The sequence below is a fragment of the Blastopirellula marina genome, assembly GCF_002967765.1.
Lineage (GTDB): Bacteria > Planctomycetota > Planctomycetia > Pirellulales > Pirellulaceae > Bremerella > Bremerella marina_A.
This window is the reverse complement of record NZ_PUHY01000005.1, coordinates 273942-291225: the sequence shown is the minus strand read 5'-3', so window position 1 is coordinate 291225 and position 17284 is coordinate 273942. Positions and strand designations below refer to the sequence as shown.

At 54.5% G+C, this 17284-nt stretch carries 13 protein-coding genes; 5 read left to right on the top strand and 8 right to left on the bottom strand.

The genetic code is table 11. The features are described from left to right. Nucleotides 1-93: 93 nt before the first annotated feature. The 5 genes from C5Y83_RS05320 to C5Y83_RS05300 all read left to right on the top strand — a co-directional run bounded on the left by C5Y83_RS05320 (nt 94) and on the right by C5Y83_RS05300 (nt 6951). Entirely contained in the window at nt 94-669 is a 576-nt protein-coding gene (locus C5Y83_RS05320; RefSeq protein WP_158262239.1) for a DUF4304 domain-containing protein, read from the top strand. 109 nt (nt 670-778) lie between these two features. Continuing rightward, entirely contained in the window at nt 779-1456 is a 678-nt protein-coding gene (locus C5Y83_RS05315) for a hypothetical protein (protein ID WP_105328616.1), read from the top strand. A gap of 60 nt (nt 1457-1516) precedes the next feature. Then, entirely contained in the window at nt 1517-1990 is a 474-nt protein-coding gene (locus tag C5Y83_RS05310) for an SRPBCC domain-containing protein (RefSeq protein ID WP_105328615.1), read from the top strand. Between the two features lie 168 nt (nt 1991-2158). Continuing rightward, complete coding sequence (locus C5Y83_RS05305) at nt 2159-4537, top strand: SHD1 domain-containing protein (protein WP_146117641.1); 2379 nt, start codon at nt 2159-2161, stop codon at nt 4535-4537. Beyond that, a complete protein-coding gene (locus C5Y83_RS05300; protein WP_105328613.1) occupies nt 4534-6951 on the top strand; it encodes a hypothetical protein in 2418 nt (805 codons plus the stop codon). Before C5Y83_RS05305 ends, C5Y83_RS05300 begins: the two co-directional genes overlap by 4 nt. Before the next feature lie 119 nt (nt 6952-7070). Here C5Y83_RS05300 and C5Y83_RS05295 read toward each other — a convergent pair whose 3' ends face one another. From C5Y83_RS05295 to ccoG, 8 genes are all read right to left on the bottom strand, one after another. Beyond that, on the bottom strand, nt 7071-7487 hold the full coding sequence (locus C5Y83_RS05295) for a carboxypeptidase-like regulatory domain-containing protein (RefSeq protein WP_105328612.1): 417 nt from the start codon (nt 7485-7487) through the stop codon (nt 7071-7073). 96 nt (nt 7488-7583) lie between these two features. Continuing rightward, nucleotides 7584-8648: a DUF1559 domain-containing protein gene (locus tag C5Y83_RS05290; RefSeq protein WP_105328611.1), complete on the bottom strand. Its 1065-nt coding sequence runs from the start codon at nt 8646-8648 to the stop codon at nt 7584-7586. 372 nt (nt 8649-9020) lie between these two features. Further along, nucleotides 9021-12089: a collagen binding domain-containing protein gene (locus C5Y83_RS05280; RefSeq protein ID WP_105328609.1), complete on the bottom strand. Its 3069-nt coding sequence runs from the start codon at nt 12087-12089 to the stop codon at nt 9021-9023. 127 nt (nt 12090-12216) lie between these two features. Next, nucleotides 12217-12378 carry a cbb3-type cytochrome oxidase assembly protein CcoS gene (ccoS, locus tag C5Y83_RS05275; protein ID WP_105328608.1) on the bottom strand — a complete coding sequence of 54 codons (162 nt, stop codon included), beginning with the start codon at nt 12376-12378 and terminating at the stop codon, nt 12217-12219. Next, a complete protein-coding gene (locus tag C5Y83_RS05270) occupies nt 12375-14873 on the bottom strand; it encodes a heavy metal translocating P-type ATPase (protein WP_105328607.1) in 2499 nt (832 codons plus the stop codon). Before C5Y83_RS05270 ends, ccoS begins: the two co-directional genes overlap by 4 nt. A gap of 2 nt (nt 14874-14875) precedes the next feature. Next, entirely contained in the window at nt 14876-15661 is a 786-nt protein-coding gene (locus C5Y83_RS05265; RefSeq protein WP_105328606.1) for a sulfite exporter TauE/SafE family protein, read from the bottom strand. Nucleotides 15662-15670: 9 nt separating this feature from the next. Continuing rightward, nucleotides 15671-15919 (bottom strand): FixH family protein, encoded by a 249-nt coding sequence (locus C5Y83_RS05260; protein ID WP_105328605.1) that lies wholly within the window; start codon nt 15917-15919, stop codon nt 15671-15673. Beyond that, nucleotides 15898-17283 carry a cytochrome c oxidase accessory protein CcoG gene (ccoG, locus tag C5Y83_RS05255; protein ID WP_105328604.1) on the bottom strand — a complete coding sequence of 462 codons (1386 nt, stop codon included), beginning with the start codon at nt 17281-17283 and terminating at the stop codon, nt 15898-15900. Before ccoG ends, C5Y83_RS05260 begins: the two co-directional genes overlap by 22 nt. Between the last annotated feature and the right edge of the window lies 1 nt (nt 17284).

Genomic DNA, 17284 nt, shown 5'->3' with positions numbered 1-17284 from the left:
GATAATCGAAGCTTTCACCCAATCTTCACCTTACCCATCACCCGTGAAATGGCCGCAAACAACTCAGCATCACGCACCGCTTTTAACGAACTGATGCGGCGATCGGTGACGCCGGTTTTAAAGCCGCTTGGCTTCAAAAAGTCTTCCGCCAATTATCACCGTCGGCTGGGTGATGTCGTGCAAGTTGTTAACTTACAAGTCAGTCATGGTTCGACGGCGCTTTCGCTCTCGTTCTACATAAACGTGGGATTGGCTTTCGATGCGGTTTGCAAGTTGACAGACAACACCGTTTCGGAAAAACCAAAAGAGTACGAATGCGATGCGCGCGGGATGCGTGCTCGACTAGAGACGTTAGTTGCTGATGTCCCTGACGTCTGGACGTGCGAACCAGGCAATGTCGATGAAGTAGCGCCCCAGCTGAGCGTCGCCATCGAAGCACTGAGCCGCGACTTAAATGCCATTGATAGCGTCGCCGCCTATCGTGAGCATCGCTGGTTCGATCAAATGCGGTCGCTTAATGCTCAGATTTTTTATCTGCTGGGCGACTTCGATAGTGCCTGGCAGACGCTAGTCACCTTTTCGCAGCAATTTGAAACCGATCGTCCCCTTAGTAAACCAGGCTGGTGGGTCGAACAACTCGGACTCACGAAACTGGCGGATCGATCGTAAGCCGAGTTACTCCTACGGTAGGATCTTGTCGCTTGCCGGTAACAAGATGAGTATGCTGAACATACAACGCACCTCCCTTTTCCCATCCCTTCCTATCAAGGTCCCCACCATGAAGCGTTTGCTGGCAATTCTGGCAGTTTGCATTCTTGTACCATCTGTCGAAGCGGACGAGATCACTCCACCTGAGACCACGCTTTGCACACCGACCAAGTTAATCAGCTTCGAGAAATTTGATCAGCCGGAAGCGTTCGGGCGAAAGGGGAAGCCGGGATCGCACGGTTGGCGGGCCGGCATTGGCGAGTGGAGTATTGCTGATGGCGTAGCATACGCAAAGCAGGAAGGGCCGAGCGAGAAACGTCCGAACGGACACGAAGCCGTTTGCGAACATGTAGTTGAGTTGAGCGATCTGGTTTTGACCGCCGAGTTCAAAATGGGAGACTCACCGCAAGTTGGCTTCGTTTGTCGCGATATCAACAAACCGAATCTTCACTTGGGGCGTGTGTTGATCACGCCGAAGGCGATTTGGATTCAAAAAATGAGTGGCATCGCCAAGGAAACTCGACGCGAAGAACTAACACGGATCAAAGTCGATCTCGATCGGAACGCCTGGCACCAAGTGGTTGTCGAAGTCTGCAGCGATCGCTGGGTCGCACGGATCGATGATCATACATTGGAGGCCGAACATGCCCGCTTCGCTGATCAGAAGGGACGAGTCGGCTTCGTTGCTCGGGGTGAAGGAGGGGAGTTCCGCAACATCGCGTTGTGGGCTGCCGAACCAAAGAAGTAACGATATCGCTTGGGCCAGGTGCCCGAAGAAGCGTTTAACCGCTCGCAGGAGACCAGTCCGATGAATTCATCTGAAGTCTCACCGGCCCGATGTATCCAGTTCGACGTGGCGATTCCGATCGAAGCGCCACCTGAACGAGTTTGGCAGGCGCTGACTTTAGAGACGAACGCCTGGTGGTTGGCCGAGTTTCGGATGGTCTCGGCCGATTCGACCGTGACCTTCGATTTAAGCCCAGGCGGGCAAGGCTTGATCGAAACTTCCTTGGACGGCAGCTTTTTGCAATGGTACGCCGTTCAGGCCTATTTCCCGCAATCCAAAAAGATCTATCTCGCTGGCTATCTGGCCGCAGATTACGGCGGGCCATCGACGAATTTGTTGATCTTGAGCGTCGTTGTCACAGATCATGGCAGCGAGTTACAACTGGTCGACTCGCACCATGGTTCGGTCGACGAGAAGACGATTGCCTCGATTCAGGAAGGTTGGCAGCAACTGTTTGGCGACGGACTAAAGCGATACGTCGAAGGGTTATGCTAATCACTCAATGAAAAAATAGCGTAACTACTTGAATCTGCGGTCCGACCGCATTAGCCTGAGACAACCCGATAGCAGGGTGCGTCCATTTGACCGGGCAAGCGAATAAGGTCGAACAGATGCTCCCTTACCAAGCATCTCTTCTTCACTCTCTCAAAACGTCGGTCAGCTGTGAAACGTCTCGGTGTCATAATCCTCGTTGCCGTCTTGGCATCTGCAACGACTACCGTCGTGTTGTGGATGCTTCTGACCAGCGCGGCGCCTGCGGTGCCTGAAGGTGGCAATCAAGCCCCTTCTGGCGAAGTGACCTCCCCAGTGGATCCTTCACCCGTGGCGGACGAGAACGTGGGCACCACGACGCCGCCCCAAACCAACCAACCGCCCAGCGAAACAATTCATACTCTGCTCCCTTCCGACTGGGTACCACTTTCTGGAGTCGAACTTACGCAAGTGCCGGTCGGTTTCGAGATCACGGAAGATGAGAAGCGGGGACTGCATTTTGTGAAAGAGCAGCTTCCCGAAGCTGACCAGAAGTTCACCCAGTTCATGCAGAACAAGTTCTGGATCACGAACAAAAACGCGCTGTACGGCAACTTTCAAGTCTCCCTGCGAATGATCGTACCTTCGAGCACGACGGGGGGACGCATCGACTCGATTGGCGTTCGTGCCGTTGATGGGTCTTGGGAAGTGTCGTTCCAGGGGCCCGGCCGAGCGGGGTTCGACACGGAGCATACCTTCGACCTCGTCAGGCAAGGCGATGTGGTTCATCTTACGCATGACGATCGGATGATCTCAGGGCGAATCTTCAATCGCAAGTCACGCCCACAAAAGCCATCACAGTTGGAAGATGCGTGTCACTTCTTTATCAAGATCAACGGCCACGACGAGTTTTGGATTACGAAGCTCGATCTCACGAGACCGGCCGGACTGAAGAAGGGAGTGAAGCGTTTTAACGACTTCATCCCGGAAGGAGCCGTGCTGCCTTCGGATATTGCCGAGCGACCGAAACGGACCGGCGAGCAGGTCGTTCAGTTGCCAGGCGAGATCGAAGAAATCTGCTGGGGAGAGAACGGACGAAGCTTGATTGCATATGTACCCACCACGCGAAAACTTTTCGTCATCGATGTCGATCAGCGGAAGCAGCGGGGCGAGATCCTGGTCGAAAGCGAAGTCGTCCGCTTCGCCGCAGGGAAAGACAAGCTAATCATCTCGCCAAATCCGTATACGCTCGAGCGTTGGGATCTCGCTTCACTCACGAAAGAAGCGGAAGTCAGCCTGGCCGCCGATGAACAGGTTTTAGAAGTATCGATGGGTTCCGCAGCTGACGGCCCGTTGTTAGTCGTCAAGCAATCGGGCGAGCAAGAAGCGGAACCATCATTGTGGAACGCCCAGACACTGCAGCCGCTCGATATGCCAATTACCTATGAAAGCAAGCGATCGCGTGGCTCTCCTTTACCTTGGGGGCGAAAGCCGCAGATACGAGCGGCGGCCAATGGTCAAGTGTTTGGCGTGACCGGTCCACAGGAATCGTTTCAACTGCTATGCGAGCCGAGCCGAGCTACCTTGACACTAGAGCGGAGTTCGAGTGATCGAATTCAGCTGATTATTCCCGATCCGTTCGGCCGCCGACAGTTCGGGATGCGCTCGTCAACGTATACGCCGAACTTTCATAGCGGAACTCCTGGTATTCCGATTCCAGCGATGCAAGGCAACTTCTGTCTGAAGGCCGCGCTTTTGCGTTCCGACGATGCGGCTCCACTCGATCTTTGTCCCGCGTATGTGAAGTTCTTTGTCGACGGCGACGAGGATCCGTTCACATCTTTGAAAGATCTTGATCTGACGTTGCCGAAAGAATCGTTCATGAACAAGTGGCGGGAAACACGACTCGCCGATGATCAACGCATTCAATGGATCCCTGATCTCGACACGATCGTGACGTTGCCTCACAGTGGAGGGCGAATCGTGTTTCGGGCTTTCGATATGGAGCAGATCTGGGAAAAGACCGATTACAACTATTTGTACGTTGTCGACCCTACTCCCATTGTGGCGGTCCGCGGAACGACGCTTGAGTACCAGCTCGAGTTTCGCTCGAAGGTCGAGCCGATCACGATTCGCCGGGTTAATCCTAGTGCTTTCCGTGGCTTGAAAGTCAGCGATTCGGGTTTGATTCAGTGGGAAGTACCGACTGAGTTCAAGGCATCGACTGATCGGCTCACCATCCTACTGAAAGCAGGCGAGCGGGAAGTTGAGTTTCCCATGACGATTCGTGTGGTCGATCCTGCTCCTAAAACACCCTCGGCGGCGAATGCTGATCCAACACCTTGGTCTAGCAAATCTGAGGAACCGAAGCCGCCAGCCATGCGAACGTGGACCGATCGTGAAACGGGACGAACCATTCAGGCCTCGCTCGTAAGTGTCTCGGAAGGGACGATACGCATTGTACGCGCCGACGGACAGCCGTTCGATCTCGCACTGGATCGCCTAAGTGATGAAGACAAAGCGTACGTGAGCTCGCGGCGTGACCAGCTAAAACAAGATACCGATCGATGAAAACTTCGACTTCTGTGACGCTGTTAATTGTTGTCGCCATGCTTGTGGGATGCGATCAAGACGCATCTCCTGCCACGCCGGCAGCCACCAATTCCCCTTCTTTGACGAACCAAACTGCGGCAACGTCCCCTTCCGATAATGATCCCGCGGCGACGACGGATCAGCAAGAATCCAAGGTCTTAGGGAACACATCCGGCAATTTGCCCCAACCAGCAGCAACGCCGACCGTCACGGCCAACGTCCCCGATCCCATTCCCGCAAATCTCGTTGCGATGGACGGGTTAAATATCGATGACTGGATTGCTTCGGCCCAACCTGACTCCCTGGTCAAAGAAATCCCCCTAACGACACGCACAACGCAAACGAAAGATGAAGGCATCCGTTTTTCTGTACTGCACGGCGAATCGCTGTTTCGTTTTCGACCGGTACTCCGTCGCCAGTTTGTTGTTCGCTTCACAGTGGCACTCGACGAAGTTCCCTCCGACATTAAGAAAGTAACCTGGGCAGCGGGGACCTTGGATACTAGTAAGGGGAAGCTGGAAATCGTCATTCCGGCAACGGCGAATATCGCCGATGGGAAGCCACACGACTTCGAGTTCGCCTTCGGTCCGACGAATGCCTCTTTGAAATTCGACGGGCATCTTTGCAAGACCCTAGCCCACACGCCGGAAGAGAAGCCCTGGCCGCGACAGTTTTATTTGTTCGGACGAGGAGAGGTTGCATTTACGATTAGCAACTTTCAAGTCTTTGTCGATCCGATTTCTCTCGACGAGAATGCAGAGCCCCGCGCACTAACAACTTCGCCTGGAATTCGTCCGAGCGTCTTCCAGCCGCGGCCTCCCATCGAAGGAGAAACACAGGTCGACGTCGGTGGAAACATCGAACGAGCCGTCCTAGGCGGCGATGGAAAGTTCCTCGTTCTGCATAATCGTGGAGAGCAACTCGTACAGGTCTTGGATGTTCCTCAACGAGCGATTGTGAGCGAGATACCTGTCGCTGATGAACGCCTGTTGCTTACGGCGGGTCGCGACCACTTTGTCATCTACTACCCTGAGCAGCGGAAGCTTCATAGCCGCAGCTTCGAGACGTTTAAAATCGTTACCGCCAAAGACATTCCGGAAGACGCGATCCTGGAGCATCTTACCATGGGTGGATCGGCGACTGACAAACTACTGACGATTCGCCAAGATCCAGAGTTCGCTTCGATCATCGAATTCCTCGATCCTCAAACGCTTGAAAAGATCGATATCGAGGTCGTTCAGCCAGAGAAAAACCCTTTGCCGGTACATAAGGTGAACGGCATTCGTGCCGACGCGACCGGCGTGATGTATGGCATGATCACGCAAATGACGCCGACCTCCACGACTTCCAGCTATTCAATTCAGGTGTTTGGTAAGCAAGCAATCATTTATGTCCCGCATGATCGAGGTGACAACGGCGGCTCATTTCAATTTGGTCCGGAAGGAATCTGGCCCCAGACGGTTTGTCCGTCGTACTGTGGCAACTACCAGTTGATTGTGAAAGAGACCACGCCACACAACGGTTTCACCGCGATCGATGCTGCAGTTTCGCTTTTACCTCAACGCGAGAACGTCGCTCTTGATCCGTCGAAAAGTGCCTTGGCCACGTTGACTGACCTCGACTTCACCGATGATCACTCGTTTCCATTTTCAGCAAGGTGGGGTGACGGAGACTTGATGCCGACCGAGCGGATTAACTTCATCGAATCGCTCAATACCATCATCACCATCCCGCGCACGAATCACCACGTCGTGTTCCGCGACTTCAATCTGAAGCAATACCTTCAACAACAGGGTGTGGACTATTGCTACATGTTACATCAGCCCACACTGCGAGCTCTTCGCGGAAAGACCTTCCAAGCCGAGTTCGAGATCCGCGCTAGCAGCAAGATTTATCCGAAGTTTACGGCACTCGATGGAAGTCTTCGTGATATGCAATTCGACGAAAAAAGAGTTCGAGTTCGTTGGAAGGTACCCGAGTCCGTTTCTGAGTTTTTGCACTTCAATATTCGTGTCTCGGACAATCCCCAGGGTACTGGGTTTCCCCTTCTAACTGGCCTCATTCCTATTCATATTGTCGATCCCCCAACGCGTAACGCAGCACGCAGCGAATCACCGGAAACGTCAGAACCGGTCGCCCAAGTTCCCGAATCGAACGAAGCGATGCCCGAACCAAAGGTGACCGAACAAGAGGTTCTGGTGTCGATGCCGGGTGAAAACGGCATGCGAACGTGGACCGATTCCGACGGACGGACGATGACGGCTCGGCTGTTGAAGAGGGTTGGCGAGCTTATCCGTGTCGAGACAGAAGATGGACGCGGCTTCACGCTACCGATGTCACGCTTAAGCGAGGCAGATCAAAAGTTTGTCGAGCAAACGTTCCCCGGTAAGTAGCTGACCAGTCAAAATGGGAAGGCGCGAGACAGACAATGCCAGCAGCCTGCCTCGCGCCATCACCCAGCACTTGTATTGTCGCTTGCGAGCCACATTAGACGGCTCAAGCGAACGGATGTTTACAGGTCGAAGGTAAACTGGTTTCCCGACTTCTCGACGGTGACAGGTTCCGGCCATTTGAATTCTTCAATTCCGGATCCCTTAGGTCGTTGTGGACGCGTTCCAGAAGCAACCGGGCCTGTTGGTGCGCTGTTGCCTGGCAGACTGATGGTGACGTTATGTGTCCCTAAAACGGCTCCATCGTAGTCCTCGGTAAACTGCAGATGGAACGTTCCTTTTTCGTCCGTGGTGCCGCTCGAAGGCCGTCCTTCACTCGGATTAAACACAACAGTGGCAGCAGCGACAGGCTTTCCATCTTTGGTAACAACGCCTTCCACGTCAGCCAACGGAACGCCGCTTCCACCAAAGCACCCCTGGCATGCAAACAGAACGACCAGGCAAAAACCAGCGGCCGACCAGGAATAAAATCTGCTCATTATTACTATCCATTCGGTTAAGTGGCTGTGAATTTTGGACCCGATGCGACCAGACCAAATATCGGGTCGCAAGGATATCCATTTCTGCGAGGCGATTTAGAATTCGCCGACCGGCACACCATCGGCTCGATCCATCAGCGCCGTGTATGTAGCGAAGTTAATCGTTTCCGAGATGAATCGGGATGATCCATCGGCCATGGTGAACTGAGCACCACCAGGATGCGCCGAACGAAACGCCGTGTTATTGAAAACATACGTATCGAGTCCCCAGTCAGGAGCCATGGCCATCCAGGCAACATTCACCGCGTTAATTGGATAAAGAGTGGCCGTGTAATTGTTCAGAATGTTGCTGTCGGTTCCGGAGCCACACGACCAAAAGCCACCATTAACCAGTCCAGCGCGTGCGTCGTGAGTCTTGTTCAGAAAATTCGACTGTTCGCCAACCATGATGGTATTACTCGATCCGTCGGTGAGAACGGCAAACGAGGTTTGCTGTCCCGGAAACGGAGGATTGACGTCTTTTCGATAGATAATTCCCAGGGCACCGTTGTCAGCAATGTAACCACCCCAACCCCAGGCCTGTTTGTCGCTGAACGTCGAGGTAGTTCCTCCCTTGTACACCGAACCACCGTTGGCCGCGTAGTCTGGGATTTGGATATCGATGGTCGCCGGCGCACCAAGACCTTGGGTTGCTCCCGTAGTCGGATAGCTGGCAGTTTGCTTCAAAGGACTCGAAGGGCACCAGTACCCTTCGACACGAGTTTGAGCTAGTGCTTTCCATCCGCGCGCCGGCGCCGCCCAACCTGCATCCACGTTGTCGTATGTGCTATCGGGGAGGTTCGCTAAATCGTAGGCGGCCTTCTGTTCGATGAACGGCAAGATTCTCGCCATCCACGAAGCTTGCCTCGACCAACCGCTGGGGTTGTACACTTCTCCAATACCGATCGGCGGGAACGCGCGATAAGTATCGTGATAGTTATGAATCGCCAGACCCATCTGCTTCATGTTGTTGCTGCACGACATTCTGCGTGCGGCTTCACGAGCTTGTTGAACGGCGGGCAAGAGCAGGGCAATCAACACACCAATAATGGCGATCACCACCAAGAGTTCCACCAAGGTGAATGCGTGCCGCCGCGAGGCGACCGGGGAACGAAACGACATCGTGCAATACTCCCAAGAGAATCATGCGAGAATGGATAAATACAAATTCGAGCATCCGTGTTGGGGCACGATGCAACGGCATGATGGGGCAGATAACGTCGCTGAAAAACGAAATCATGTTTTATTGGGTAGTTCGATTTTTCTTAAAAGATCACCTTTTGTCTTTGTGATAATCCACAAAGCTGACGCCGAATTTTGACAATTTGTCAAAATGCACATCTCGCTGTTAATTCTCTCGGACTGTTTATTACCACTCGAATAAGTCGGTAACCAGCGAGTTTCTGCGCGTAATGCTACAGCGGAGCAAATAGAATTCACCGATTAACCCGTGGCAACCGGCGCTCGCCCAATGACAAAAACTAAAGCAGTGGTTCAGTTTCGGTTCAGTCGCCAAACAAGGGTCACCCCTTCGTCTTGGGTGGCATAGCGTAGTAGATCGAGCTGCTTTTCTGCCGCTCGCAGCACGGCGGTTTGAGAAACCGAGTTGGGCACGTCCAACAAAATTTGCGGAACGGTGAACTTCTGATCGACCGCTCCCTCGACGGCAAAGGGACGTAGTTCGATTTTGGCGTCGTCTTGACCGTTAGTCACATTGAGTTGGACAAAGTGCAGGCCACTAGCAAGCGGCCACGAAGAGAGTTCTTTGACGACTTGTTCCTTCCCGTCATCATCCTTATTGACTAGCAATAGTTTCAGTTGCGCGGGTTCACCCGATGGAATCGCGACATCCCAGGCGTGCCAATTCTCGTAGCTGCGACGTCCACCACCTGCCACGATATCGTCAGGAGAGACTTTCAGGGGTTCAAACGCCGAGGACCGCTCGATATCAACCTTGTATAGAGGCTCGGATTCGACCCACAATTCCGGCAAACCGATGAACTTGTTTTGTCGCCCATCCCAGAAGATCTTGCGCGGAACCTTTGCTCCGCTTTCAAGCCAACCGGGCTCGTCGCGGCCACGCTTACTCTTGGTACCCGAATACTCCAGATAACCAAACTCGGCTGACAGCTTATCCGTCTGGTACGAGTCTGCGCTCCATGCGGGATCGCGGCGGTGCGAGAAAACAGTCAGGGCAGGGGAATCGAGTTGGCCGACGAGGGTCCATTGCTGCAGCTGCGAGTAAGGACCGTTCTCGTCCGACGCGGTAACCTGAAAGAAATAGTCACCCCTGGGCCCCAAGTCGGTCAAACTGAGATCACACGGATGGCCCTTTCCAGAGCTCCAGCCACCGACCATGCCTTTCAGCGATGCATCCTTGGCATCGAACACGAACGCTGCTTCCGGCAACTGGCTGGTTCGCTCAGCCGGAGGTGCTCCGGCAGGTTGAACGCGACAAAGTACAACCACGCGTGGACCTTGTTCCGTCTCAACCAGTTCAACGGTTGTCCGATCGCTTAGTTTCAGCGAATTGCAGCGAGGCTCCAATTCGATCGGCGTGGCGCTGGTAAAGTTGGCGGTTGCCAAGAGCTGCTTCAGCACGATCAAGGTCGGCAATTGTACCAATCGTTCGAGGAGTTGTTTGGGAGATTGATCGATGACCTCTTCGGGACGTACGTAGCGAGCACCAACCTTGCGGTACGAATGTTCGTCCCGTGGAGGGTCTTCCGAAACGGTTAAGACAATCACGCGTCCATCATCGCGGACTGGAATCTCAAGGCGTTCGCCGAATACCGACGCACGACGGCCCACGTTGCCTTTCAGGAAGAGCTTGAGCCGGGAAATCCTTTTTCCATCCAATTCCAGCGGAGTGGTAAATTGGATTCTTCCACCTTCAGTCGATGCTGCCGAAACCACTTCGCCCATGCGAGCCACCGACCAGAGATACCATTCGTCTTCGGCATCTTCCAGGGCCACGTCGGTGATGATCACTTCAATTCCGTCAAGCGGTTGACCTTGGCTGTCGAGTACCGTAAGTTCGCGCGGACCGGTCGCCCGCACCTTTTCCAGCGTAACGGTACGAGGAGTGGTTTCTCCAGGGGCGACATCAAGCGTTGCGTAGCGAGAAGGATAATCTTTGCTCGAACTTGGGTAGACTGGCAACTGATAGCCATCTGCTTCGACATCGAAGGTTTGTCGTGTATCGCTTGCCAATGAGCTTACCGTTGCGATTCCTTGATCGTTCGTCGTTACGTTCAGATAGGCGGCAGTTGCCCATTTACGAATATTGCTTAGCTTCTCGCGACTTTCTCCCAACCGCGCGGCCTCTGCAAAGCCTTCCGTACCCGGGATAAAGAGTTCGCCACCGAGGAAGTAACCGTTCGGGTTGAAGCGAATCGATGCCTTTGAAATGGGCTGACCGATCGCATCGACTACGCGAATCCGAGCATCCGCTGTCGGGACACATGCCAACTCAACGTCAATTCTTTCCTGGTCGAGTGGCAGCGGAAAGAGCTGCGGCCAGAACGCGTCGTTCCGTTCCGTCATCGAACCGATTAGCTTGGTCTCGCCCGCATCGTGCTCGAATAGATAATTGGCCAGACTTTCAGCAGTGGGACGCTTTGACTGATAACCATCGACCAAGGCGACCAATTGCACGTGGCCGCCGGTGGGCAGCGATTCAAACGTGAAGGTTCCATCCGACGCGACTTCGGCCGTGTCTTGCCACGTCCAGCTATTGCGTTCGATACGATGTCCTTCGCCTTCCCGAATGTAGAGTTCAACACAACCGCCGCTAACAGGGCGAGGGACCGAATCGTCAAGACGCCCCTTTAAAGAAACCCCAGGCCGCAACACGGCCACGATGTTCCCTTGTTCGTCGAAGTTGGGGGGATTGCGGATATCGATCAACTCGCTGTAGCGTGTCGGCCCGTCTCCGTTGGCATCAACAACCCGCATCCAGCGTCGATCGAGATCGACCACCGGTGAAACAAACACGCCCGGTGAACCTTCCTCTGGCTTGAATTCGCGCGGCCAGACGCGGGAACGCTCCAACAAGGGAATCGCATCTTCAATAGGCTTATCTTCCGCATCGACGGCCAATACACGCACGATTTGTCCTTTGCTGAGAACAATCTTCGGCTCGCCAGAGAGAGAATACTGCGTGCCTGCGGATGCGTAGCCAGGTGCGACGGCTGAGATTTGTGCGCGGACCGCTCCTTGAGGTACCGAGATCAGGACCTTGCCCTCCGCATTGGTCTTCGGTGGATCAAGAATGGCCCGGAGGAGTAAGTCCCCATCGGCATCTTCCCACCACCCGATGCGGACCTCGGCATCGGCGAGAGGTTTGTTTTCATCACTGACGACCCGCACGACTTTCGGCTCGGTGATTTTGGTGTTGATATCCGGCTTCCCTGGGCGGCGGAGCATGGGCTTTGGACGCTGCGCATGAAGCGGACAAGCAGCAAGCAGCACCAAAGTCAGCACAGCTACCATCCCGCGCTGCTTGGCGCTGGAGAGGGAAAGCTGAGGGACATTCGTCAGCAAGAAAGGAGCGATCGACATCGGGGGCGCCTCGATCGGGAATACGGCATGCGGGGACTGGCCACGTCGGCGCGGCTCATTCTAGCATGCAACATGTACGAATTCCCAATGAAGTTCGCCTAGCAGCCTGTTGAATTTCTCAGATCGGCTAAGAGTGTTTCTTTCTCACGACACGATCTTCTTGCAGAATTCGCACGGCTGGCGTTTCCAGATCGTCGAATTGTCCTTGTCGCGTACACCACACGAACGCGGCCACGGCAAGGCCTGCTAGAAAAAGAGCGATCGGAAGGGCGATGTAGATGACGCTCATGTCAGTGCCGGTTGGGTTAGAGATTCGTTCTTGATTGGCGATTTCGTTCGCGAAAACGCTCCGTTGGAAGCCGAGATTGCCAGGACAGTCAAAGAGCTAAGCGGCATCAGCACGGCCGCGACAATCGGGTTGATAAGTCCGAGCATGCATAGTAGCACCGCAGCAGCGTTGTAACTTAACGAGACGGCGAAGTTACGATGAATGGTTCGTAAGGTTTGCTTTGATCCCGCGATCACTTCCAGAATTGGACTGATGCCATGTTGGGTCAGGTAGACGTTAGCCGCTTTCAAACTGACCTCCGCACCCCCATCCACAGCAATTCCGACCGAAGCGGTGGCCAGAGCGATGCTATCATTCACCCCGTCCCCGACCATCACGACGGTTTGCTGAGCAGAAGACTGCTGAATGATGGCCAATTTGTCCTCTGGCGAGAGATCGCCCATCGTCAGCTTGGAAGAAATTCCAATCGCTCGACCGACGCTGTCGGCAACTTGTTGGTGATCGCCTGAAAGCATGCCGACCTGCCAGCCTAACGTTTTCAACTGATCGATGGTCGATTTAGCATCGGGACGAATTTGATCTCCCAGGGCACAAACGGTCACCACCTCCCTTTCTCGCACAACCACGACAATCGAGTAGCCGTCGGCCTGGTACTTGGTCAGCTGCGTCCAAAGCATGTCGGAGATGTCGATCGATCGCTCGACCAAGATTCGTTCGGAACCAACCTGATAAAGCTTTCCATCGAGGCGGGCTGTGAGGCCGACGCCCGGGATCGACTCGAACTCAGTCACGTTCACGTCGGTCGCGGCGGCATATTTCCGAGTGATCGCCTCGGCGATCGGATGAATGACACTGCGTTCCATCAGAGCGACCATCGGCATTACGCTTTCCTCCCCCGATAGCGTAACGACTTGCATTCGCCCTTGCGTTAACGTGCCGGTTTTATCGAGCCATATGATCCCGGGGCGGGCCAAACGTTCAAAGACATCTCCCGACTTAATCAAAATACCACGCGAGGCGGCTCGACCTTGCGCGATCGCGACCGTGAACGGCGTGGCGAGCCCTAATGCACAGGGACAAGCCACGATTAACAATGCCATCGCGTGGTTGATGGCCAGCTCCCAATCGGTGGATGCCCAGATGGCCACCGTGATCAAAGCCAGCCACAGCACGGCAATCACAAAGTAGCCACCAATCCAGTTAGCGAACTGCACAATTGGCGTTTTACTCCGGAGACCATCTTCGACCAATTCGAAGATCTTGCTCAGCCGCGTTTCATTGCCGGTCGACTCGGTTTCGATGACCAAGGGACCGGTCATGTTGGTGGCACCGCTCAGGACACGGTCCCCCACCGCCACCGGCACGCCACGCGACTCGCCGGTTAGCATAGATTGATCGACCAGGGACGTACCGTCGACGATCGTCCCATCTGTGGGAACCACGTCCCCAGCCCGAAGACGGATCCAATCACCTGGTCGAACTGCTTCTAGAGGAATCGATTCGTCTTCCGCATCCAGGTTTTGGGCAACCAGGCGAAAGACAGATCGGGGTAAGAGGGTTTTTAGTAACGAAATCTTATGAATGGCACGTCGCTGCTGCGCGTATTGCAGATAGCGTCCCACCAGAAGCAGAAAGATCAAAACAGTCAACGAGTCGAAGTAAATCTCGCCTCGTCCTAAGAAGGTATTCACCAAGCCCATGATTGCTCCAGCAGCCAAGCCAAGGGCAACCGGCAAATCCATATGGGGCGTCCCGGACCGAAACGCTTGCCACGCTCCACGAAAGAAGACTGAACCTGGCCACACCAGGCAAACCATCGCGATGCCGGCACTAGTCCAGCGAAATAGGTGGAGGAACTCGCTGCTCATCCCACTAAAGAAGCCGAGGTAAAGCGTCACAGCAATCAGCATCGTGTTACCGGCACAAGCCCCGGCAACCGCCAGGCGAATCAATTGACGATGCGATTCCTCTCGTTCAAGTCGCTCTTGGCCATCTTCCGTTACGGGATGCGGTGGGTAGCCGAGCCGGTCGAGGGTGCGGGCAATATCGGAAAGTGCCACGGCATCGGGGCGCCATTCGATGGTGGCTTGCGACGTCGTCAGGTTCATCTGGGCGTTGATCACGCCGGGCAGAAAACGAGGCAGCTTTTCAACCGCAAACACACAGCTGGCACACAAGATTCCTTCCAACAGGAAACGGGTCTGCACGACACCGCTATCCCGTTCACGGCAATGAGTCTCGAAGAAGGAAGGATGATCGAGGTAAGTGTAGTTCTGCAATTCTCGTCGCGCCGTTGCGCTGGCCTCACGCCGGGCCTGCAGCGACTCGAGCAGTTCTTGATCCTCTTGCAGAATCAAGTAAGCCGTCTCGCACCCATGGCAGCAGAACTGCTCTTCACGCGCAGCGGATCGCAGTTCGGCAGGCACCGGTAGCCCACAGTGCGTGCACTCGGCGTGAGCAGGAGCAACTTTCGTAGGTGCAGGCGCGATTGCCATGGTTAGTTACACGGTTCCTCAAGATGACAACAAGGAAGCGTTGCTTCTCTGGCCGCGTTGACCGCTTCGATGGTCGAATACTTGCCCGCAAGATCGGCTTCTAATTGATCGAACATCGCGGAGGCCCGCACAGTGATCGTAAAGCAGCCACTGAGTATCAACAGCACCGCAGTCGCGGTTGGAATCCAACGTTTCCAGTGTTCCGATAAACGTGTAATACCCAGCACAAACACTGACAACAGCGGGAGCGTGCCGATCCAGAACACCAGCATCACTCCCGGACCGAGTAATGGATTCGAGGTACCTAGGGCGATCAAGACAAACGCGTAGAGCCAACCACACGGCAACCAAGCGGTGATTCCACCAATCATTAATGCGCGTGGCGCACCGCTTAGCTTGCTGCTCCAGCGGTAACCACTTTGAATGATGTTTCCGAGTCGCTGCGAAAGTGGAAAATGGACCGACCCAACCTTAGACAAGCGGAGAAGGGCAAACAGCCCGTAAGCGATCATCGCCGAGCCTGTCAGCCATGCGGCTAGACGCTGCCAGCCGAGTATGCTACCGCCGAGATCAACCAACGATCCGGCCCACCCGGCGACCAATCCCAACGTCAGGTAGGTCATCAGCCGTCCAACATGATAGCTGCCCAGTTGCCAGGCGTTTGCCAGCCATGAGGACGATTCGGTTCGCCCGGCAATCAGCGCGAAGGGGCCACACATGCCAACGCAATGGCCGCTTCCGACCAGGCTCGCTGTGAGCACCACCAGGGCTATCGAAACGACTTCCATGACGGGGACCTACTCCTTGGTAACAGGGACCGTCTGAGCGGCCTTGAGTTCATCGAAGTGAATTGCTTTTTGGTAGTAATCAGGGACGACGTCGTTGGATCCCGAACCGACCGCGAAGATCGCTGCACCGACGCTCATCACGATCTGCAGTACTAAGAGCCCGATGATCATGCCTCCCCAAACGATACCGGACAGGACTTCCTTATCACTCTTGTCAGGCAACGTCTGGGACGGATCTAGGGACCGAACAGTTGACATTTGATTTTCCGTGTCTGCTGATTGTCTTGACTGGTGATCGTGAGGGTGGCATGAATCTTGCCAACTTGAAAGTCCGACTTATCGGCGGTCACGGTCACGGGAATCGATAAGGTTTGCTTGGGTTTTAGCGTCGTATCTTCAGTTACCCGAATCTTGAGGAACTCAGGTTCGATGGCAAACTGGAACGTGTCTTCCTCTTCCAAGCGGTTCACGATTTTGACTTGGAATGTGTTGTCGATCAGGCCTTGTTGATTGACCGAAAAAGGAAGTCCGTTACCGCGAATCAATGTGGCATCAAACGACTTCTTGTTGGCCAGGTTGAAGACCAACGTCGAGACCACGATCAATAGCAGCACTGGGTAGATAATCACGCGGGCTCGAAGGAACTTTTGCTTTCCCCCTTCGATCGCGTCTTGACTGGAGTAACGAATCAAGCCAGTCGGCTTGTTGATTCGTGTCATGATCTCGTCGCAAGCGTCGATGCACTGGGTGCAGTGGACGCATTCCATCTGTAGCCCGTCGCGGATATCGATACCGGTGGGACAAGTTCGCACGCAGAGGTGACAGTCGATGCAATCTCCTTGCTGCTTATTGTCCACAATCGGCAGTTCGTGCTTCAGCTTGCCACGTGGTTCGCCTCGCTCGTGATCGTAGGCCACGATCAACGAGTTACGGTCAAGCAGCACCGATTGAAATCGTCCGTAAGGGCACGCAATCAAACAAAGCTGTTCGCGGAAGAACACAAAATCGAACATCATCAAGCCGGTCGTCAACGCCATGACGAAGAACGGCGCGGGATGCTCGAAAGGAGACTGCCGCACCCATTGGCTTAATCGTTCGACCCCCACGAAGTATGCGAGGAACGTGTGAGCCAAGGACATCGAAAGGAGCAGGTACACGATGTACATGGCAACCTTGCGATAGCTGGGCAACTTTTTACTGGGGACGCCCCCGCGACCGCTCGTTCCCATGAAGAAACGTTCGATCGGCCGGTAAACGAACTCCAGGTAAACCGTTTGCGGACAAGCCCAACCACACCACACGCGGCCGAACATCGCCGTCAGCAGGAAGATGGTCAGAAAAATACTAAGCATCAACAATGCCAACAACAACGTATCGGTCGGTAAGAAGGTGTAACCTAAAATGGTGAACTCACGTTGCGTGATATCAAGCAGAATGCTGGGCTTCCCATTGATCCGCAGATGAGGCAAGGCGACAAACAACGCGATTAACGCGTAGCCGACGATTCGCCGTACTTTCCAGAAGTATCCGGCAGAAAGACGCGGAAACAACCAGCGGCGGGAACCATCCGATTCCAACGTCGAAAGCACATGCTCATCTGGGGTTAATAATGGGTCGCTCATC